General features: G+C 35.1%; 24 protein-coding genes. 23 read left to right on the forward strand and 1 reads right to left on the reverse strand.

Annotation, left to right across the window (positions count from 1 at the left end):
- Positions 1–321 precede the first annotated feature (321 nt).
- The 23 genes from FW768_RS06355 to FW768_RS06465 all read left to right on the forward strand — a co-directional run bounded on the left by FW768_RS06355 (position 322) and on the right by FW768_RS06465 (position 20320).
- Positions 322–2205 (forward strand): type VI secretion system Vgr family protein, encoded by a 1884-nt coding sequence (locus FW768_RS06355; protein ID WP_153393790.1) that lies wholly within the window; start codon positions 322–324, stop codon positions 2203–2205.
- Between the two features lie 186 nt (positions 2206–2391).
- Complete coding sequence (locus FW768_RS06360; RefSeq protein WP_231128794.1) at positions 2392–3834, forward strand: PAAR-like protein; 1443 nt, start codon at positions 2392–2394, stop codon at positions 3832–3834.
- Entirely contained in the window at positions 3831–4637 is an 807-nt protein-coding gene (locus FW768_RS06365) for a hypothetical protein (protein ID WP_153393794.1), read from the forward strand. The genes FW768_RS06360 and FW768_RS06365 overlap by 4 nt, the downstream gene beginning before the upstream one ends.
- A gap of 199 nt (positions 4638–4836) precedes the next feature.
- Complete coding sequence (locus FW768_RS06370) at positions 4837–5304, forward strand: hypothetical protein (RefSeq protein ID WP_153393796.1); 468 nt, start codon at positions 4837–4839, stop codon at positions 5302–5304.
- A gap of 58 nt (positions 5305–5362) precedes the next feature.
- Positions 5363–5938 (forward strand): hypothetical protein, encoded by a 576-nt coding sequence (locus FW768_RS06375; RefSeq protein ID WP_153393798.1) that lies wholly within the window; start codon positions 5363–5365, stop codon positions 5936–5938.
- A 20-nt stretch (positions 5939–5958) separates the two neighbouring features.
- Positions 5959–7623, forward strand: coding sequence for a hypothetical protein (locus tag FW768_RS06380; protein WP_153393800.1), 1665 nt, complete (start codon positions 5959–5961; stop codon positions 7621–7623).
- Complete coding sequence (locus FW768_RS06385) at positions 7620–8102, forward strand: hypothetical protein (protein ID WP_153393801.1); 483 nt, start codon at positions 7620–7622, stop codon at positions 8100–8102. Before FW768_RS06380 ends, FW768_RS06385 begins: the two co-directional genes overlap by 4 nt.
- Positions 8103–8120: 18 nt before the next feature.
- A complete protein-coding gene (locus FW768_RS06390; RefSeq protein WP_153393803.1) occupies positions 8121–8990 on the forward strand; it encodes a hypothetical protein in 870 nt (289 codons plus the stop codon).
- Between the two features lie 127 nt (positions 8991–9117).
- Positions 9118–10707, forward strand: coding sequence for a hypothetical protein (locus FW768_RS06395; protein ID WP_153393805.1), 1590 nt, complete (start codon positions 9118–9120; stop codon positions 10705–10707).
- A complete protein-coding gene (locus FW768_RS06400) occupies positions 10700–11683 on the forward strand; it encodes a hypothetical protein (protein WP_153393807.1) in 984 nt (327 codons plus the stop codon). Before FW768_RS06395 ends, FW768_RS06400 begins: the two co-directional genes overlap by 8 nt.
- A gap of 454 nt (positions 11684–12137) precedes the next feature.
- Positions 12138–12374: a hypothetical protein gene (locus tag FW768_RS06405; protein WP_153393809.1), complete on the forward strand. Its 237-nt coding sequence runs from the start codon at positions 12138–12140 to the stop codon at positions 12372–12374.
- A gap of 79 nt (positions 12375–12453) precedes the next feature.
- Positions 12454–13242 carry a hypothetical protein gene (locus tag FW768_RS06410; protein ID WP_153393811.1) on the forward strand — a complete coding sequence of 263 codons (789 nt, stop codon included), beginning with the start codon at positions 12454–12456 and terminating at the stop codon, positions 13240–13242.
- Between the two features lie 50 nt (positions 13243–13292).
- Positions 13293–13919, forward strand: a complete 627-nt coding sequence (locus FW768_RS06415; protein ID WP_153393813.1) for a hypothetical protein — start codon at positions 13293–13295, stop codon at positions 13917–13919.
- Positions 13920–13985: 66 nt separating this feature from the next.
- Complete coding sequence (locus FW768_RS06420) at positions 13986–14393, forward strand: hypothetical protein (protein WP_185151947.1); 408 nt, start codon at positions 13986–13988, stop codon at positions 14391–14393.
- Positions 14394–14437: 44 nt separating this feature from the next.
- Positions 14438–14902 (forward strand): SMI1/KNR4 family protein, encoded by a 465-nt coding sequence (locus FW768_RS06425; RefSeq protein ID WP_153393817.1) that lies wholly within the window; start codon positions 14438–14440, stop codon positions 14900–14902.
- 117 nt (positions 14903–15019) lie between these two features.
- Positions 15020–15457, forward strand: coding sequence for a hypothetical protein (locus FW768_RS06430; protein WP_153393819.1), 438 nt, complete (start codon positions 15020–15022; stop codon positions 15455–15457).
- Between the two features lie 164 nt (positions 15458–15621).
- Entirely contained in the window at positions 15622–16110 is a 489-nt protein-coding gene (locus tag FW768_RS06435; protein ID WP_153393821.1) for a GNAT family N-acetyltransferase, read from the forward strand.
- A gap of 194 nt (positions 16111–16304) precedes the next feature.
- Complete coding sequence (locus tag FW768_RS06440) at positions 16305–16823, forward strand: imm11 family protein (protein WP_153393823.1); 519 nt, start codon at positions 16305–16307, stop codon at positions 16821–16823.
- Between the two features lie 57 nt (positions 16824–16880).
- A complete protein-coding gene (locus FW768_RS06445) occupies positions 16881–17162 on the forward strand; it encodes a hypothetical protein (RefSeq protein ID WP_153393825.1) in 282 nt (93 codons plus the stop codon).
- A gap of 148 nt (positions 17163–17310) precedes the next feature.
- Complete coding sequence (locus FW768_RS06450; protein WP_153393827.1) at positions 17311–17895, forward strand: T6SS immunity protein Tdi1 domain-containing protein; 585 nt, start codon at positions 17311–17313, stop codon at positions 17893–17895.
- Between the two features lie 92 nt (positions 17896–17987).
- A complete protein-coding gene (locus FW768_RS06455) occupies positions 17988–18653 on the forward strand; it encodes a hypothetical protein (protein ID WP_153393829.1) in 666 nt (221 codons plus the stop codon).
- 173 nt (positions 18654–18826) lie between these two features.
- Positions 18827–19483, forward strand: a complete 657-nt coding sequence (locus FW768_RS06460; RefSeq protein ID WP_153393831.1) for a hypothetical protein — start codon at positions 18827–18829, stop codon at positions 19481–19483.
- A gap of 129 nt (positions 19484–19612) precedes the next feature.
- Positions 19613–20320 carry a hypothetical protein gene (locus FW768_RS06465; RefSeq protein WP_153393833.1) on the forward strand — a complete coding sequence of 236 codons (708 nt, stop codon included), beginning with the start codon at positions 19613–19615 and terminating at the stop codon, positions 20318–20320.
- A 60-nt stretch (positions 20321–20380) separates the two neighbouring features.
- Here FW768_RS06465 and FW768_RS06470 read toward each other — a convergent pair whose 3' ends face one another.
- Positions 20381–21973, reverse strand: coding sequence for a helix-turn-helix domain-containing protein (locus FW768_RS06470; RefSeq protein WP_153393835.1), 1593 nt, complete (start codon positions 21971–21973; stop codon positions 20381–20383).
- Between the last annotated feature and the right edge of the window lie 65 nt (positions 21974–22038).

The raw sequence follows: 22038 nt of genomic DNA on the forward strand, positions 1-22038 counted from the left end.
TTCGTACAATAACAAAGCTTATGAAATATAATCCTTCAGGATTGTGGAAATTGTAATTACACTCATCAATTATGTTTTTATAAAGATAAAAAACTTTATCGGAATGGGATGATTGAGATAAAACCACACCATGCAATCGTGTGGTAACAAGGGCTTCGGAGCCACTACTCAAAGCAAGCCATCACAAAGGCATATTCCCCCCACATTTCCCCTCAATCGTAGTTCTACTACAATTTCACAGATTTAATGTAATTTAATATTAAACAACCTATTTTTTATCTAACTTAGGTGACATAATACCAAAAAAACGCACAAAATATTATGAAAAACACCTCAAATTCTGATAAAGTTTCAGAAAACCACATTTCGGGTATCAACCGGGTGGTAAAACTGGACATTGTGGTTGAGGGCAAAGCTATCAATCACTTTAAACACTTTCGTTTACAGCAGAGTGCAAGAAAGCACCATAATTTTGAACTGGTATTGGCTCATGACTCTTTGGGTGAAGTGCAGAACCACAACCTTGCACAGGCCCAGAAGTTTTTAGGAAAAAGAATCACCATTGTTTTCAAATATAAAGATGCAGAACATGAAAGCCCCGAAAGAACATTTGTGGGCCTCATTACCAAAGTAGCATTCAGTCAGGAAAAAATGAGCCTGGGAAATATTATCCTGAAAGGGATGAGCCCCACAATTCTGATGGATGCCGCCCCGCATACCCAGAGTTTCGGAGGAAGCCAGGAGGTGAATACCAACATTATTGCCAGCCGGATTATCAAAGAGACCCTAGGGACTAATAAATTTGATTTCAGGGTAGATACCCAGAATAAAAGCTATATCAGCTACAGTTCCCAATACAACGAAACCCATTACAATTACCTTACAAGGATTGCAGAAGCCTACGGAGAGCAGTTTTATTATGACGGCGAAATCCTTCATTTCGGAAAGCTCCCCTCTTCTGAAAAACCTATCCAGCTGACGTATGGAAGCAATGTAAATGATGTGGTTGTTGAGCTGAAAGCGGTTCACACCAAACCGGAATACTTTGGCTATAACAGCAGCAGCCATACCAAAATGGTGGGTTCCGATGACCGTATACAGCATTTGGGAGAGTTATCTTCCAAAGCCTATGAACTAAATGACACCATTTTCACCACCCGCTCTCTGACCCCTACTCCCGTTAATGCTAATATGTTCCTTGATGTGGATGATTCCCAGAAAAGCGCTAGAGGAAGTAAAGCCGTAGAGGTTTTTACCGTTACTGGGCAGACAACAGTTCCGTTCTTATATATTGGTTGTGTTGCAGATTTGGCCATGAGAAAAACGGACAGCAATGAAACCTCACATTTTACCACCTTAATGATCACAGAGGTGAGTCACGAGGTGGATGCAAGAGGCTATTATACAGGAACCTTTGAAGCCATCGCTGAAGGAACCGGCTTTATGCCCAAACCCAATTTTGAAATGCCCAATGCAGAACCACAGGTGGCCACAGTAATATCAAACGTAGATCCACTGAACCAGGGAAGAATACAGGTACGGTTTGACTGGCAGCTGAATGATACCACCCACTTTATCCGAATGATGAGCCCCGATGCAGGCGGAACAGATGCCATCACCCAAAACAGAGGTTTTGTAGCCGTTCCGGAGATTGGCGATCAGGTAATGGTAGGGTTTGAATACCACAATCCCGATTTTCCGTTTGCCATGGGCGGAATGTTCCATGGGCAGGTAGGCCTGGGCGGAGGTGTGGACAATCATCTGAAATCTATACAGACCAGAAGTGGGATCAGGGTATTAATGAATGATGCAGACAAAAGTGTAACCATTAAAGACCCAAGCGGAAACACCTATTTTATGGATGGCCAGGGCAATATTCAGGTAACTGCACCAAAGAATATGACCTTTATAGCCGGAGAAGACATGCATATTTCAGTGGGCAGGAATATGACCACCAAGATCGGACAGGACAGCACCATCAATATTGGCAACGATCACACCGAATCCATCACCAAAAGATATACCCAGACCTCGGAAAACAAAAGTGTTACCGTAAGAAAAGATCAGACAGAAAGCACGGGTAATAAATTCAAAAGCATTGCCGGAGAAACTGACATACAGACCTCTAAAGGCGATTTAAAACTGAGAGGAACCACACTGGCCGTATTCCAGGGAGGAAAAGACGTTAAAGTAAGTAAAGGCTAAGCCTGTTTCAGCTGATGAAAGTAAATTTTCAATTGTTAACGGCTATAGCAATTGAATCCAAATCCAAAATATGAATACATGGAAGAGCAAAAGACTTCAGCGCATGACCGGAAGCTTTCTGAAAAAAGAGCGGAACGGCAGAAAAAATCCAGCGAAGATTCTCCATCAGAAAAGAGAGAGATGGTAATGCATGGAGCCAAACTGAGCTGTCCTTATGCTCAGGCGCCCGGAGAACTGAAAGTTACCTCCAACGAAATAAATCTTCAGGATAAATTATTTGCCACAAAAGGCGATGGAAACAACATGGTGAACCTTCAGTTTAAAGGAACCTGCGGACACCCGAAATGGCCTGCCCAAAACATGTCTCCCCCACCCTGCATGAGCGTGATCAAATTAAGTCCATGGCAGAGCCTGGGAACCTCCAGCATACAGGAACAGACCGTTCTGGTAAAGGAATCTTACATCAATTGTACTCCTGATTTTAATGTGGCTGTTGCTTCACCGATTCCGAAAGTGGATAGGATTTTAACACCGGAGGATAATGTTTACACCGTTTCTGTCTTTTATAATGATGTGAAAATAGATCCTGAATCTTTTGTTTTTATTTCACCTGAACCTGCAATGCCTAAAATAAGAATTGAGGTTTATATAGGAAAAGATTGTGTCCATAAAAGTTTGCGGTTTAGATTAAAGACGGAATTTAAGTTTAAGGCAATCAAAACAGATTACGATAGAAATGATGTTGATTACTTTCCAGCAAAATCTGACGGGGGGAATGCATTTATGATTGCCGAAAAAGGAAAAACTAAATATGATGTTGACTTTCGTGGGCTATTTAGAGGAGGTACTGCAACTGTAGAAATATGGAATGAAGCAAAAACTTCTATTTTAAGTTATTTCCAATTTTATATAAGAGGAAAAAATCCTACAAAAGAAGTTGTAAAAAAATATATGAGCGATAAGGGATATTTAAAATATTGGCCAGTATACAGGATGATTCTTCACGAGTCAGGTAGCGAATTTTATCCTGTTGTAAGACAATTCTGGGATCCTGAGTTTGTAGGAAAAGGAGAAAAGAGAAAAGAAGCTGTATATGGTCCCTCCGGAAGAGTATTTGAAAGCAAAGGTATTCCAAATTATGGAGAACCAGACGGATGGGGAATATGCCAAATAGATTTTACTTATGAAAAAAGAGAAAAGAAAGACCAAGATTACATTACAAAACTCAATAAGAACCCCAACTATATTTGGAACTGGAAGGAAAATTTATCCATAAAGATGGATAAAAAGATATCGGATAAGTTAGAGGCAGCTAAAAAACATTTGGAAAAATTATTAAAAAGCAGCAATTATTTGGTAAAACCAACTGAACAAAAAGAAGGAAACCTTACCTATAAGTGGTGCCCAACAACCATTCCAGAACTTTCATCTTTAAATAAATATATGCCACAAAAAGCAGACAATTCTGCTGTTAAATCCTTGTTGGATGCTGAATTCATAAAACTATATAATGGTGGACATTATGTAAAGGATATTGATAGTAATGGGAATGCAACTTTTAAAAATCATGAAGAATACAAAGGGATAAAAATTTATTATGTTGAAAAGATTAGCAATATAACTGAATGAAAAAATATATTTTAATACTAATTCTGTTGATTTCCTGTGTAAGAAATCAGCCTAAAAATATCTCAAACAATGAAGATATCCATATAGCAAAAATTGATTCTACGGAGATTGAGGGTAAAATACTATCTCCCACACCTTCCAAGAAACAAAGTACACCAAAAAATATAGATACATTGGGAGTTCCATTAAAGTATGTAGTAACCATTCCATTGGAAGCAAATAAAAAAAAGATAGACATTCGATTGCTACTCTCTAGGTCTGAAGATCTGTTAAGAGGAAAGCATTATACCATTCCCGAAATAGAGGAAGGTACAAGCTTTTTACCTAAGTCTGCATATGAATGTATAGAAGGAACTGTTGAGTTTCAACATTCGCAAGTTATCAATTACAATTCATATTATTATACTTATAATTATTATAAGAATAGCGGATTTATAGAAAATGATTATATCGGTTATGATAAAGTTGATTTCAGGAATGGTAATCTGAATTTTATAACAGTTATGGATATTGATGAAGACGGATATGAAGATCTTCTTATTCTGGATCTTGCAAGCTCTATGAGAGACAATGATATGTATCAATTTTACAGATGGTCTGAAAAAGAAAGCAAATTTATATTTGTTCCGGACTTTTTCGATAAAGCCGCCTTCTATGGATGGGACAAAACAGGAAAATATCTGATAACAGGAGTAAGTGATACTAAAGAAAGAAAACTTTATAAAAATAAAATTGTTAAGGGCAAACTGAAGACTGTTGATCAGTGTACAGAATATGCAGTGTCAGATAAGTTTTGCTGGTAAATCAATATTTTTTAATATTAAATAATTTACAAACAGATGCTGAAATTAACTAAATTATACAATGGAGAACATTACATTGTTGACATTCCTAAAAACAGAACATTAAGATAAAGCAAAAAAATATAAAAAAAACTAGAAGATAAAAAAGCTATTTGGACAATAAGTGAAAAATAGATGTAAAATATTTTAAATGCATATTATGAATTTTATGCTTCCCCTAACGAAATTGAATAGATTATCCTATACTGTTTTATGTGGCACGGCATTTTTTGTCGCTGCATCAATACTGTATTTTATTGGAAAACCTGCATTTTCAGAAAGAGATTCTGTAATTCTTTACCTCTCAGAGGATAAAAAAGATAACCATTATTTTCATCAGAAATACCAATATGATGATGTATTCAAAGATAAAAATGGAAATTATTACAGCTATCCAAAATTCAGAAATACAGAAGATTTGAACTATGTGAAAGAAAATATAAAAGGTTTTAAAACAAATTTAAAAAATAAAAAATTTAATTTAAAAAATTTAGGTCCTGAAGTCAGAAGAATATACTATCCAGAAGAGTTTTATGCAATTAAAAACAATTTTGCACTTCCAATCAAAGGAATTAATTTGAATGAATTAATAAGTTACAGGCTAAAAACATCTTTTAAAAATTTGTAAAATTAACCAGCTGACTTACAAAATCTGGAGATCACGAATTAACAGTTTATTACAAAAAATGAAAAAATTGGTTACTGGTTTTATATTATTTTTCTTGATTTCGATTGGTGGGCAGAATGCTGTTCATGACAGTCTGAAAATGTATTATCAGGACTCATTAATTGTCAATAAAAGTTTTAAAGACGGAACAGGACTCAGTAAACTGACCGTGAAAGTAATTAATCCCTGTAATGCGGAAAAAGAGAGGTTTGACGGCGCAGTAACAATGATCAGTGCTGTTGTTAAAAATAAAAATTACAGCGATAGTATAGCTTATCATTATCCGGATGCACAATCGGGCTTAATTAATTTAAAAGCAGAGAACATATCCGGTTATACCGTAAATAAACATCAGGCTGTTTTCATCCCTTTTACGTATTGCGGAAATTGGGATAATGATACAAAAGTCTCCTGCATCATACTGTATAAACGCAAAAAGTATCTGTATCATATCCAATACTATTGTGGTGAGGATGGAAAATGCAGAATTAATGATAATCTGAACATTAGATTAAAAGATCTGCCTTCAGAATTAAAATTGAAAGTGAAGAAAGACTTGGAAACAAAGTATAATAAATCAGATGATTTTTACTAATCAGCTCAAAATAAAAGGTTATGAGTGACGAACAACAAAAAGATGATTATGCTGTAAACCCCAATCAAAAGGTTTATGATGTACCGCACCAGGTGGATCATGAGGTGAATGTGGTGAAAATATATTTTGCGAAACAGGTTCCTAAAATGACATGGGAAACCAAAGAAGAAACTTACCCTGTAAAAAAAGGAGGCTTAGTATCTGATGTTAAAAAGAAGTATCAAAAAAAAGGAAGAAGGAACATCCAGGCCGATAAAGAAGACTCTGTAAGATTAGCCGCACAAGAAGAGGTGAAAATCACCTGGGAAGAAGAAATACAGGCGAAAAAAGCCGACGGCACTCCGGATTTTGATTTTGAGAGAATAAACAGCAGCACCATTAAAAAGAAAGTCTGGGTGGTAGCCAATTGTGAAGGAGCAAGCGGAAAACTCTCTATCGAGATCCATGAAAACAAACTGGAAAACGCTGAAAACGTCTTCCAAAATCCGGTGAAATTTTTAGATGGAGAAGAAGAGAAAAGTAAAATTGAATTCAACATCAACGGAACACTGGTTTATTCCAAAGAAATATCGCTTCGTCCAAAAAGTGATGAAGATGTAAATAAACTGATCGAAAAACTTAACAAAAGAGATGATTTAAATGCTTTCTTATATTTCAAAGCCGAAGTAAAAGAAACACAAGATGAAGTCAAGTTTCCTGATGATACCCATGAGTTTTTAAATAAGGAAAGTGAAAGATTTGAGATCAGATACTGTGACTGCGGAAAGAAATACACCATTACCTGTACCCGGTACAGTGGTGAATATGGGCCCGCCTACTGGGGCACGAAGAAACTTGAGAACTATGCCGACTGGGATACTTTAATTTCAGACAACAAAATTACCGCTGAAGAAAAAGCGATTTTAGTGGGAATGTCTGAAAATGAAGGCAAGCTGGATTCCGTTCAGTCGTATGACTGGGATCTTTCCGGTGAAAAGATGATATTAACCGCAGGGGCTATGCAGAAAACAGTGGATCATACCGGAAAAGGCGAATTTACCACTCAGGTTGAAGAATTTAAAGCCCAGTACCCTGAAAAATATGAAGAGTTGTTCGTATCATGCGGATGGACGGTTGACTCCGGGATTTTGTATTATAAAGATCCGGCAGACTCCAAAGCGGAAAAAATTACAGGAAATACCTTATCCACTAAAATCAGGGAAAACTGTAAAGAATCTTTATTTGGAAAAGCAGTAGAATCCAAACCTCTGCAGCCAATCGTGAATGCCGTTATTGATAAAACATTTCAAGAAAAGCAGGTGCTGGATTTTATCAAGAGATTAAAAGAAGTAGTCATGCCTATAGTACCTACAGGACATTCCTATAAGCTGTCAGACTATTTAAAATCAAAATTAGGGAAAGCCACTGCGCTGGATCATCACATCAACAGGCCGGGGTATGTAAAAGATGATTTCGGAGCTGCGTTAAACCGGTTTTTTGCTAAAAAAGATGCCCAGACAGACAAAGAAAACAAAACCAGGAAAGAAGGTGAAAAATTAGAAAAAATATCGAGAAATCCTGGCGAATGGGGAAATATGCACAGTACCCATGAGCAGGAAATCCTTGATGATTACGGTAACAAAAGAAGAGGTACCGATATGGATAAACGGTATGAAAAAATGAAAAATAATTCAAACTTATCATGAAAAAAATGACAACCCTGCTGATGATTTCAGTGATTTTAATTACGTGTGGAAATATGGCCTCCCCCCGGAATCATGATGGGCAGAATAAAACGGTAAAGAAAGATACCCTGCTTACTTTAAACAATAATGTATCCCTGTATTATGCTTCATACAACAAGGATATGAAGCTATGGTACAATCTCTATATTATTAATAAAAAGAAGCGAATAAAAATAGATAAGGGAAATAAATACAAAGGAACCGGAAGCGAGCTCTTTACCGCCCTTTCCCCAAATGCCAATTACGTGGTAGTGGATGCCATCATCAAAGATTATGTGCACGAAAGCGATAAAGACAGTACTCTCCACGAAAACTACACGTGTGCGATTATTGATTTAAAAAAAGCAAAAATAGTTAAACAAATGCAGCAGGACTGTGACGGATCATGGAACAAAAAAAACCAGTGGGTTTCCTCCGGAGGAAAAGTAGTTTTTGAGTAAAATAAGGAGTAGAGAATTATGGAGCCAGTATTTCCCATAGATATTCAATTAAACCTTACTGAAGGAAAGAAATTTTATAGCTATTCCTGTAATGAATATACCACCACTCATGGAAAAACGCACAGAAGCGAACTCAATAAAAATTTTCACGTTACGCTGAAGCGTTTAGAAGAAGAAAAATTTGAATACCATCTAGAAATTTTTGACAGGGTTCACCGGGATAAAGAACTGTCACTGTCTGAAAAAGATTTCTTAGCCAGAATTGCAGACATTAATGATGAAGTGATGGTCATAACAGACGAATATGGCCGTTTAAAAAATATACAGGCATTGTCTGTTCTTCAGGATAAAGTGGAAAAAACGGTAGAAAAGCTCTCCCGGTCCTATGTTGGCAAAAAGGCAGAAGATACTTATCGGTTTTTAAAAGATTTTTACCAAAAGGAAAATTTAGTAAGTAGAGACTTTTTAAAAAACAATCATTTCGGAATGATCCTCCATAAATTTTATGGAACGTATGAAAAGGAAAATCAGGCAAAGCATAGTGTACGCTACCGTAATTTTATGGCCAATACCATAATAGATATAGACGAAACGGTAGAATTGGAAGCCATGCGTTATGATGATGAATTATTACTGTTACAGTATACCGGCAATATTCCTTCAGATAAAAACTGGGAAATGTTTTATGGAGAAATGAAAAGAAAGGAAATCGCTTATAATAGTGAAACAGATATTCCAAAACTGGACAAATACAAAGGACAGATGTTACTGGATTTTACCACCAAAGAAGTTTTGGAGCATAAACTTACCATAGAATTTTCCCTGGGGGAAAACTACCAGAAAAAGATCATCTATCATATCAAAGAAATAAGCTATGAAGAATTATAAAAAAACAGGATGGATTGAAGAAATGCAGGACCGGTCAGATGAAAAACCCAGCAAAGGGTTACCCCATGCTGACTGTGTATTTTTATTATTTGGATAACTCCCGTATTAAAAAAAGAAAAATTTTAAAATGGCGACACGTATTACCATAACAGATTCCGGACAGACACAAACCCTGAATAGCCCATCGGCTCCGGATACTCCCGATGATTCATTACAGCGTATCACCGATGTTTATTTTGCCCAAAAAGTAACCACAAATGAGGGAACAAGAGTAAGTTTCACAAAAATTGATTCCGCCCACGTACAGCAGGATCATCTTAACCAGGCAATTCCATACGACGCTATATTAGGAAAAACAGTGTATCTGGTCATAGAAACCAGTAATATGGCCAACCTGAGTGTAGATGTAGTGATAAAACCTTCAGCCAATACACTAACCGGAAATACAGATCCATTACAACTAATGCGTTTCATATCCCCCAACCGATATGAAGCACAACGACTGCTTACCGTACAGATAGGAAATTTTGATGCCCTGAACAACAGAGCAGGCAACCATGATCATTATGCTAATTTAACAGACCATACCAATAAAGCTATTATTAAGCTGCAGCTCAGACCTGATTCAAGAGCTACTCTTGATGAATGGACCGAAAGACTCGCAGATGGCAGCATTAATCTGGAAGTAGCAGTGGAAAGAACAGACAATAATCCCTGTGCCTATAAGGATGGGCAGGAAGAAGTAAACGGAGCCGGTATTTTCCTGAATGATGACAGTGCAAGATTCAGAGTGGTGAATAAAACGATATACAACATTCATCATGGTGATAATACGTACAATACTTTAGCATTAATCACTACGAATCCGGAAAGAAGAAGGAGGATTCAGAAGGTGGTGAGTAATCATTCTACCGATATTGTTTATTTTTATTACGATCAAAACGATAATGAACACAGAATCTGTTCCAGAACCAAAACAAGTGTAACCAGAAAAAGAAGAGTGAATACCGTTCCACCGCTGGCCCAGAGAGGAAACCTTTTGGAGACCATAGATTTCGCAGCGAACAGAGCTGCCGGGGAAAGTATAGATGCCCATCAGCTATTGGTGTACTCCAACGGAACCCTTGGTGATGGAGCCACTGATAAATGGTATGCCAATCAACCGGGGGAAATAGAGCTGATCAATATGGATATTATAGGAAATGCAGGTGTAGGACCGCAGATTTTTGAAGCATTCAATTATAACCGGAATGGAGTTATCATCCGGTATGGATTCCAGCATACCAGGAGAAGAAGCATTCAGCCGGATTTATTTTCCGGTTTCCTGGGAGCATTAGCACAGTTCAGGCAGGCAGGAAACAATCATTATATTGTATCTCAGGGATTTTCCTATTCTGATGCATCCTGCTATCCCAGTGCAGAACATGTGAATGGAGAAGCGGGAGACCTGAATTTATTAACGACTCAGGAGGATGGCGTAAATACGGTCCTTACCGCAGAAAATTTTGATTATGACAGCCAGGTAACGCTTCGGAATCTTCTCTATGAATTTGGGTTTGAATCAGGCCGGTCAGAAAATTTTTCCAACACCTCAAATACCAGTGCTGAAGACAATGCCACCACACGGCTGCCTCATACCACGCATACCGCTACTCCACGACATAATAACCATTTGCATGTTCACGGTTTCACTCCAATATCAGATATATATGCCTAAAATTAATATCGCTTTTACGATTTTGTTTTTCCTTTTTTTCAGCTGCACTACGGCTCAAACGGAAAACAAAGTAGTCAACACAGAACCACAATCGCCAGGTAAAAGATCAATTCCGTTCAACACCAATACAGCGGATTGTATAACGCTGCCCTTTGGATATTCAGATATTTCAAAACGAATGACCATTGACGCTGTTTTGCCTGTCCTACAGGATGTAAATCAATTAAAGGAACTCAATGCCTTAAAATTTGAAACACTCATCAAAAAAGATCTTATCATACTTCCAGAACAATATGATGTTTTTCTGCCATTCAGCAAGGAGGTCAATGAGAAATATGACCGCATTAAAATCGCTTCTGATTTCATTTGTTATGGACAATATTCACTGTACTTTATGGCGGTTTATAATACCGTTCGTTACGCGGAACCGTTCATCGAAAAAATATATCTGATTTCAACAAAGGACAATAAGCCCCTCGATATGAAGAGAATATACCTTCATCATGAAGGAGAAATGGGATTTGCTAACCATACCCTGTTTAATATCGATAAAAACCATATCATTTCCCTTCAGGATTACGAATTTTCTGAAAGTCCTTTTACCTTAAAACCTTTACAAAAATACCAGATTCTGTCCTCCGGGAAATTGGTCAGATACTATGATCAGGATGGTCTTTATAAAAATGATGAAGAACAGGGCATGGTGAAAAACCACAGCAGAGAAGGGAAATGGGTAGAATTCAAACCCAACAGATTTATAGATTTACAGCAATATCCGGAATTTACAGATCCCTATACTTACCTGGAAGCAGAGTATAAAAATGGCTTACCCGTTGGAGAGTGGAAATGTTATAAATTACTGCAGAAATATAATGAAGAAACCGGAGAACCCATCATCATTACAAGGAAAAAAGGAAAGTTGATCTACACTGAAATCTATAAAGACGGATTACTGGAAAAACGGAATTTTCAGTAGCGGAAGCAGGGTGATGTATACGGGAAAACGTAAGGATTTACAAACTGAATGTTCCAAGAGTTTATCAGCGATAAAATATGCGGATACATTATTCCCACGAATCCCTCAGGTTACGCGGATGTTTGTAGAAAATCTGCGTAATCTGAGGGAGAATTAATTTTTTATCGCCACGGATACACGAATCCTTTTTATTCGTGCATCCGTGGCATTTATAAAACAGCATTCAATTTTGTTCGGAAACAGGTAGAAACGCATTCTAAAATTCTACATATAATTTGAATCATTTAAACACAACCCATTCCAATCTATGACAATCAAATAGTCTAATTTCCGGAATTCGAAACCTTCCCAAATTTAAAAGAGTTGTTTTTTAATAACGATATTTAATTATATTTGAAAATAACTAAACTCCATAACCAGGAAACTTAATTGATCTGATTTTTTAAACTTATCCATGAATAAAAGAAAACTATTAGAAGAAAAAGAATGGGAATATTATATTTTTGAGGAAAACCATACTATTCAATTATCAGTTCCAATTCCCAATCCAAGCCCGGGATTTGATATTATATATACGCTGAACGATTCTGAACGGGAAAAATACTTACATACAGGCATTAAAGCCCTTGAAGAAAGAATACAGGATATGAAAGTCAATTTTTCAAATTATACCATGAATTCATGGAGATAGTCCTATATCATTAATACAAAAAACAATTCTCCAAAGCCATAAGGCTTTAAAATGTTCCTTTCTAAAAGAAAATAAACTGATGTATAAACTCACAGACCATGTTGATATAGAGATTATTGCCGGGCAGCAATTATCCGCCATTCCCAGAGTGCTGATCTATGATGTGGAAATTCTTCTGACAGCCTCTAACAGCATTAAGGAAATAGAGCATGAAATACTGACAACCAATGGAAGCGATAAAGGCTGGTTATTTACAGAAAACAACGATACATTCAGGTTTAATGCTGATGACCATTTGCTCACCTCTGTTTACTTCGGTTACAGCGAACTGGAAAAAGAACCTCATCATAAACTGGATCTGGTAACAAATGCAAAAAAGATAGTAGGTATTCCTAAACTCATATATCCCTTGTCATTTGATCTGGAACCATTTGAATACAGGTACTGTGTACCCTCCGGCAACATCCTGTTAGGATATGGTGATATTTTTTTAAACAGTCAGAATCAATGTACGGAGTTACAAATAACTGAAAATATATCTTTACTGTTCAATGAGAACAATTTGTATTGTGCATGGCTTATAAAGCACCCTGAACAATTTTTGGCGGATAAGATAGCACCTGTTGAAAAATACCAGGTTACTCCTCTTTTAAAGAAAAGCTTTTGGGAGGTTTTTCAATTTATCAATCAGGAAAAAATAAGCCTCATGGAAAAAGAAGATATTCCTACATTTCATGAATTACTTTCTTTATACAAAAGCATTCACCATAGCCTTGAAAAGCATGACAAACTGGAAATCTTAACCGATAAATTATTTGATTTTGCAGATAATTTCTACTCTCAGGAGCAAATGCAGCATTTTAAGTAACACAAGATATTCCTGTATATAAATAAATGGAAGCAGATAAAATATAAAAAATGAAAGCAAAGAAAATAATGTATGCCTGGGCAGCAGTCATACAATTTACTTATAAGTTCAACAAAGAAAATAATACCCATATTAAATATACCAGTGAAGTACTGGATGGCTCTCTTTTCGTAACAATAGACTTTAAAGAAACTCCATTTCAGTTAATTTTTGAGTACACTTACGAATTGGGAAGTATCCAGAATCATTTGGCGGGGAAAAGAGAACAGTTCTTACCATTGGAATCGTATCCTTTTCCTCCTGAAGATGATAAAAATATAGCTGACTTTCGCCAAACCAAACAAAAATTATTTGACGGAGATGAAGGAGAATGTTTACAGAAGGTTTTTAACGCCGATGATCAAAAAGCCACCGTAACAGATTTTTACAACAGTCCGTTAAGAGCACTAAAAAAAGAAATAGATGCTGAAAGTTTTGATAAGGTCATTGAAGAAAGTAAATTTAACCTTATTAACAGCCATCATGAAATATATACATCTGAAGAAGGACTGGATGTTCATTATCTCATAAGAAATAAATTGATATACCTGTTTTCCTACGGAGAATATCAGCCAGGCAGATATATGCTGTTTTTAGAAGGGGTCTGGTATTATAAACCATGGAATAAGGATGAATAAAGAACAGTTATTGGATCGTTTTATTAATGCAAGATGACCAAAGAGATTTTAAATATTTTAGGAAATATGGAAAATAATAATTTTGAATTCAACCTCACTTTAAATGGTACTATACCGGGAACTTCATTTAAAAAAATAGAAGAATTAATCGTTCCTCATTTTAAAAATATAGAGAAGATCAATTTCCATGATGATGGGTATGGTAATGTAACGATTGAAAATAAATACTGGGAAATTTATATCTATCTCTCGGATATGCTGATAGAAGATGTAGAAGAAGATTATTTAATAAGTATGGCCTATAGAGGCTCTTTTGAAGAAGGAGAAAAAGAGCTGAAAGAATTTGCAGCGTATCTGCATGAGAAAGGCTTTATCTATTCTCTGGAGTATGAAGATATAAGTGATCATGAGTATCTGATACAACATCCTCAATGGAACACTTCTTTTGAGGAAAGGAAAAAATATTATAAATAATTGAATGAGACTTTGTAGCAAAATAAAAGAGCAGTACATTTAAAATGATAGATATAAAAATTAAAAATAAACTTATTACTGAAAACGAAATCAGTGAACTCACCAATCAAACAGGGAAAATATTTCCAAAAGATTATAAAGATTTTTTGCTGAAAAGCAATGGTACTTATTTTGAATCTAACGATATTTTCTTTGGAGAATATGACGATGATATCAATGTATTTGAAATTTACTCTTTAAAATATGGAAAATCAAACTTTTCAGAACACAACGAATTTACCGGTGGTATTCTTGATGATGGTTATTTTAATATAGGCAGAATTAGAGGAGGTAATATCTGTATGTCTTTGCAGGAACAGAATTATGGTTCCATATATGCTTATTATTCTCCTGTAGAATTAGAATTTCTCGCACCTTCTTTTACTGAGTTTCTGGAGGGCTTAATTGATTACAAAGATATTTTTGGGATAAACCCACTACTCCGCTGCTGTACGAATCACAGGAAATGATGACCAGCTGATGGAAGATGCTCAAAAATTTTTATTAAGTTTTACAAAATATAAGTATTAGCAAGGACAGACCAATAAAAGAAATTATAAAATTTGAACAATCATCAATTAAATTCTATGAAAAGCATAAAACAAAGATTAGATGAAAATTATATACTGGGATGCATCAAACATCAGGAGAAATATCAGTTCTATATCATGCCAATTGCATGGTGGATCTTGAATTATGCAAAATACAGCCCGTCTATATTACAGGATATTTCCCGTCAGAATTTCAGAAATGGGGCATTAAATGTAACTGATGACAAAATACACTCCTTTTTCATGTCCATTTCAGAAGATCAGATTTCAATATCAGAAGTAAAAAGTATCATTGAAAATTTCAGAAAAGAATATTATGGAATTACATTTTTTATAGATTTTGATACAAAAGAATACATCAGTACATTCCACGATATTGACATAGAAACATACCTGCCGGACAAAACCTGGACAGGAAAATATGGAAATCCAACGGATTATATACCTAAAAATATTCTAGATCAAATCAGCTGATTTCGGGAATCAAATATTTTATCTCCGCTACCGCACGAATCCTTTCGTGTGATTCCTAATATTATAAACACGCTCTTACCCTTTTAATAAAACACGACACCTGAAACATAGGCCCTGATCATAATATTTAATTATATTTGAAGATCAACTAATCAACCATTAAGATGAGCGACAGCCAACATGAAATAAAACTCAGGCCAACAACAGTTGCTGATTTAGATATTCTTTATCAGTTCCAGATTGATGATGGAGCCTGTCATCTGGCAGCATTTACTTCAAAGGACTCTGCCAATAAAGAAACCTATCTAACCAAATATACCCAATTACTGAAAGATCCAACCGTTAACAACCAAACTATTTTTGCCGATACTGTTATCGCTGGAAGCATAGCAAAGTTTGTCATGGAGGGCGATGCAGAAATCACCTACTGGATTGATAAAGCTTTCTGGGGAAAAGGTGTAGCCACAACGGCATTAAAAGATTTCCTTAAGATTGAAAAAACAAGACCTATTTTTGGACGTGTAGCCTTTGACAATATAGGCTCACAGAAGGTTCTTGAAAAATGTGGCTTTGTAAAAATTGGTACTGACAAAGGTTTTGCCAATGCCCGGCAGGCGGAAATTGAAGAATTTATCTACAAACTTGATGTTTAATTTCAAAAATGTAGAAATCTCAATGTTCCCGGCTCTCCGATGTCTCCTGACTTCGGAGTATACATTACAAAATTTATTGATTATATTGGATCAAAGGCGGGAGACTTTGCGCAATAAGAAATTCATTAAGCAAAGAAAAGCCTGACCGGAAGGAAATGCGTTGAGAATATCATGACTATTTTTTACTGAAAAATATGAATTATTATTTACTGAGACATGAAATTAATGAAAATGACATTTATGTTAATATTGAACAGCAAGGTTCATTAGAATTGCTGTCACAAGGAAAAACTCCCAAAATATCCAGAACTTATTATACAGGTGAAAATATAACAGATTATATTTCCCTCGGAGGATTTGGAATTTCTTATAAAGCCATGTCATTTTTTAAAAGTGAATGTGGTGAAGACCTTAGCTTTATTTCTACAGTGATATATAGGAAGGACACTGATGAACCATTACCTATTTACTTAACCAAAGTGAATCAGGAAATTGACTGTATAGATGATGAAAAATCTGAACTGTTTATGCTAAGTGATAAAAAAGTAAGACGGATTAAAAGATTATTTTTTAAAAATAATATCACTGAAAACATTTTCAGAGTCAGGGGATTAAAGGACAGGGTTTTTGTAAGTGAAAATTTAAAAAATAAAATGATGAATCTGGGTCTGAAAGGTTTTGAGTTTATTCCTGTTGAAGAATTTACTTTTTAAATCTATCTTTATCAACCCTGAACAATACCGGGATCGGGAATTAAAAAACAGGAAACAATGAAAATAAGCAACGCTTTTTATGCAGACATTGCCGTAATACAGTTCACCCATTGGTTTAATACTCAACACAACACACCAATCTGTGCCTATGCAGAACTTAAAGAAGGTGTACCTTTTGTGGAAATTGATTTTAAGGATACTGATAAGGAGTTAATTTTTAAATATGCACTACGGCTTGGAGAAATACAAAATGAGTTAGCTCAAAAAGAGAAATATTCCTTAGACTATTTAAAATACCCATTACCCCCAAAGGAAGATAAAAAATATCGGTTAGATTAAATAAGAAAGCTCGCCGCTCTCCGAAATCTCCTGACTTGGGAGCATACATTACAAAATTTGTTGAGTGTATTGGCTTAAAGTCAGAAGACTCTGTGCAGCAGACTTAAAAAAGACATTCAATTAGCGTAACACTATAAAGTAGTAGAAAATGATACATCAAAGTTTTATTAACGTATTAGGGGAGCCTGAAATAATTGGTAAAATAGATATCTTAAAATTAAAAACTGTTTTTTCTGAACAATTGAGTAATTTCGAGGACAACCATATTCTTTTAGAATACCTGGAACATTATGGAGTATCTATTTTTAAAGGAGGCTTTTTCTCTTTTATAAATCCCATGGATTATGAAATCCAGTTAAAGAAATTTCCAAAATTAAGAGATCAGTCTATTATGCCATTTGCAAAGACTGCTATGGGAAACTTTTATTTAATTGGCGAAGTAGATGATGAAGTTTGTCTTGCTTTCTATAATATTCATACAGAAGAATATAAATATGTTGATTATGAGTTCACTTTATTTTTTACAACATTGGCAGGAAATAAATACCATACAGAGACGGAGGCATATGGATTGATAGAAATTCCAGCATTAGAAAAATATGGACCCGTAGAAATAGACGAGTGTTTAACATTTGTCCCAGCTTTAGTTCTTGGTGGAGATGAGGATATTAAGAGTATACAGAAAGTAAAAATAAAAGAGAATATAGAAATATTATCAAAGGCTTTCAGCTAAGATATTAATATCCCTGCCGCCACACGAATCCTTCGCGTGGTATCATTATTATCAATTATAACATTTTAAATACCCTGAAAAACAAATAACTTATGAAATATTTCGAGATTGTCATCAATGCAGATTTGCCGGTTACAGGTAAATACCCTCAGGTAAAAGGTTTAAAAATTAATTTTCATGAAGCAAGGGCTTCACAGTGGGGAATAATACGTCAATGGAAATCTGAAGACGATATCCCGGATCTGAATAATTTTCTTTTTCAGAAAGGTACCAAACTCACAGATATTGTCACCAATAACTTTGTAAACATTACCTCCGGAATTTTCATCAGCGAAAGGGCAAAATCTGTTTTTGACTCTTTTAGGATTAACGGTACTATTTATCCGGTTTCCATTTACGAACAGGATAAAAAGCACAGCTATAATTTCCTGTGGTATGAAATAGGTGGCAAAAGTAAAATAGATTGGAAAGCATCTGTATTTATTGAGTATCAAACTATTGAAAAGCTATACGGTGAAATAATTCCGATTGAGGATTTTGAGGATTATAAAATGAAGGGTAGAAAGCTGGATGCAGAGAAAGAAGGATGGGATATTGTTCTTAAAACATTAAAGCTGAAAGAATATTTCGATATTACCCCTGCTTTTGGTATTGGCTTAATCTGCAATGAAAAGGTTAAAAATGCGATTGAAGAAAGTCATTTAACTGGTTTTCTGTTCAGGCAGTTAGATACTGAAGTTGTTTTTGAACAGTCATAAATCAGACTGATACGGGCCTCTGCCTCATTTGTTCGTAGTTTTTTAGATACAAGCGAGACGTTTGCACCAGCAGAGAAAAATTCCTGAAGCTGACTTAAAGTCTGAAAATCCTCTGGAAATTAATCAGTTAATTTTTTTGAATGATCAGTATGGAAAAAGTAAATTATTATAAAATGAATTACTCGGTTGATAAGAAAATAACCGGGACCAGAGAGGCCCAGATTATTAATTTTATTGACCCTGAGAATAACAGTCCGGAAAGAACTAAAAATTATTCCTATATAGGATTAAACCATATAGATTCTTCTATGGATTTCACAAAATTCAAAGCTGATGAAAAGGCAAAAGTGACAGATATTCTGAGCAGTAATTTCTTTTCAAGTTATTATATGATAAGTGGAAAATTCAAAAAAATAATTGAGGATTTTACTTTTCATCATATTATTTTTCTGGACTCAATAGTCACTTTCAGGAACGAAAGGTACCCTTATTTTATTCTCAGTGTAATTGAAACCATTGATATTGTCAACTTTCCGAAGTCAACTTTTATCGCAGACAGACTTTCTCCGGCACTTAGATCGGGAGGAGATATTGTAGCGGTAACTTCAAACAATGATTATGTTCTAAAGTCTTCTCAGGTATGGAATGAAAAAGGGTTTGGCTATTCACTCATACCAACAAAGATCGTCTTAAATTATAGATCAGATCTTGTGAAATTTCCTTTTGGAATGACTTTAATATCCGAAAAATTAAAGCAGAAAATAGAAGAAGAAAAGCTCACCGGAATCGTATTTGAAGAAACAGATATAGAATTTTATATTGATCAATAAGTCCTCATGTTCAAGAGAAGCTTTGGTTGGTACTCGATGATAATTCCCAGGCTAAGCGGAACATTGGCACTAACAGAAGGAATAATCCAGCACCAAAAATTAATATTTAAAATTTTTCAGATCAACAGGATGAAGAAAATAAAGTTTTACAAAATCAGTTACTCTATTGATTCCCAAATAACCGGACAATTACCCAGGCATTCAGATAGCCAGATCAATGGTTTTATTGATCCTGAAAATAACAGTGTTGAAAGAACAGATCAATATCAGTATAAAGGCTTGACGTATATTCCGGAAGGAATAGATATGCATAAGTTTAAAGCAGATCATAATGCAAAAATTACAGACTTAATGAGCAGCTTATTTTTTGCATCACAGGGATTTTTTGTAAGTAATAAATTCAATGAAATATTGAAATCATTAATCACAAGTAATATTAGATCTTATGGAGCAATCGTTTTTTTTCATGAAAGTCCATTAGATTATTATTTTTTAGATTTTACCAGAACATCTGACATTGTCGATTTTAATCGCTCCACATTCGTTGCTGATCATTCAGCTCCTGCTATGAGAAGCGGAGGAGAGAAGGTTTCTGTTTTATCATTCGAAGACTATAAAGAGAAAGGAAGGCTGTTGAGGAAAGAACAAGGCTTTGCTTTTGAGTTAATCCCTGTAACGCTGGCATTGAATTATCCTTCCGATATGCTTCAGTTTCCTTTTTCCGGATTAAAATATGTTTCTGAAAAACTCAGGCAAAAAATAGAAGAAGAAAAACTCACAGGAATCGTATTTGAAGAAACAGATATAGAATTTTTTTGTTGTTTTCAAAACTATTAAATAGTAAATACTTTCCTTAATTATAGGGAAATAACATGGGGCAGCCTTACCTCAAAGGAATTAGATTCCATCAGCACTCTTTGCTTCCCTTGTTTCTTTCTCCAGATTTTTAATGAAATATGAAGGAGGCATATCGGTTTCTTTTTTGAAAATAGAAGTGAAAACCTCTCGGGATGCAAAACCTGACATCTCAGCCAATACGGCTATTTTATATTTTCTGATTTTAGGATTATCGTACAATTCCTGCATGATGTAGTCAATTCGCAGTGCATTAATATAGTTATTGAAGTTCTTTTTCTTGTATATATTAATGATTTGCGAAAGGTATTTAGTATTGGTGTTCAAATCGGTCGATAAGGAAGCCACGCTGATATTGGAATTGAGAAAATTTTTAGATTCTTCGAATTTTTTCAGCTTTTTTAATAATACTTCTGTTGTTTCATCCGCCATTGCAGTTTCTGCCCCTTCATCATTCATTATTTTTGATGAGGCTGTTGCTTTTTGTTTTTTTAGTTTTTCAATGAGTAGCAATGCTTTTGATTGTTTTTGCCTATAGAAATACCAATAAACAAGACTAATAGCAGCCAAAACTACTAATGATGCCCATATTACCCGTAGCAGATCCGTATTGTATTTTTCTTTGGTCTTTTCAGATAGATTCTGGAAGGTTTGGTTGGCTTTTTTTTCATTGAGGATCAACAGACTATCGTTAAGCTTGGTGAAAAGGTTTGAATAATACTTTGACGAATCTATTTTTCCGAGATTCATATAGGATTGATAAAGTATTTCATAAGCCGTCGTTTGCAGAGCCAGGTTTGTATCTGGATTTTGGGACAGCAGACTGCGTTTTGCATACGTAATCGCTTTTTCCGGCTTTCCTGTCGACAAATAAAGCTGTCCTAAATCCGCTAAAATCTCCTTTCTTTCATAAGCTGAAAAATCAATACCCTCGTACATTTCATAAGCTTTCAGATAGAAATATTCTGCAGAATCTACCTGGTTTCTCATATCATACATATATCCTAAACCACGAAAATTTTGGGCGTCCAAATGTCTTTTTCTCAGGAATTCGTTTTTATTGGCAGGCTTAATTTTTTCTGATTCTTTTATGCTCTTTATCATGAATTCTGTCGCTTTCTGAAGATCCGGACCTAAGGCGTTTTCATAATTGGAAGAAATATTTCCATATATCTGAGATTTTGTTAAGCTTCTTTCATTCAGGTTTTCAATTTTATCACTAAGAGTAAGCGCCTGCAGATACAATTGCTGAGCATATTCATAAAACCCGAGCATTTTATACTGAATAGCCTTGTAGTGGCACATATCAGCTAATGCTTTATAATTGTTGGTTTTTCTTGCGATCTTTTCTCCAATTTCAGCTTCTTTTATAGCCGATTTGTAGTCTAATTTTGATACTTCATAGAGATCAATGATCTTATAGATGCATTCCAAAGCTCCTTTATCATAGTCAGACTTTATGCTTTTTTCTTTTAGCTTTTTTAAATCAACAAGTGCTTTATCAGAATTTTCAGTATTTATAGCTGTAATTGTGGTCTCAATTTTTTTTTGCAAAGCAAACTGTTCCGGCTTAATCTGCGAACAGGTAACATAGAAAACATAAAAAAGAAAAAACAAAGACAGGATGAATTTCATAATATCTGAAAATTGGTTACGTTAAAATAGAACAATAAAAAAAATAACCAAAAAAATCATGTAAT

It is taken from the genome of Chryseobacterium vaccae, from assembly GCF_009602705.1.
Lineage (GTDB): Bacteria > Bacteroidota > Bacteroidia > Flavobacteriales > Weeksellaceae > Chryseobacterium > Chryseobacterium vaccae.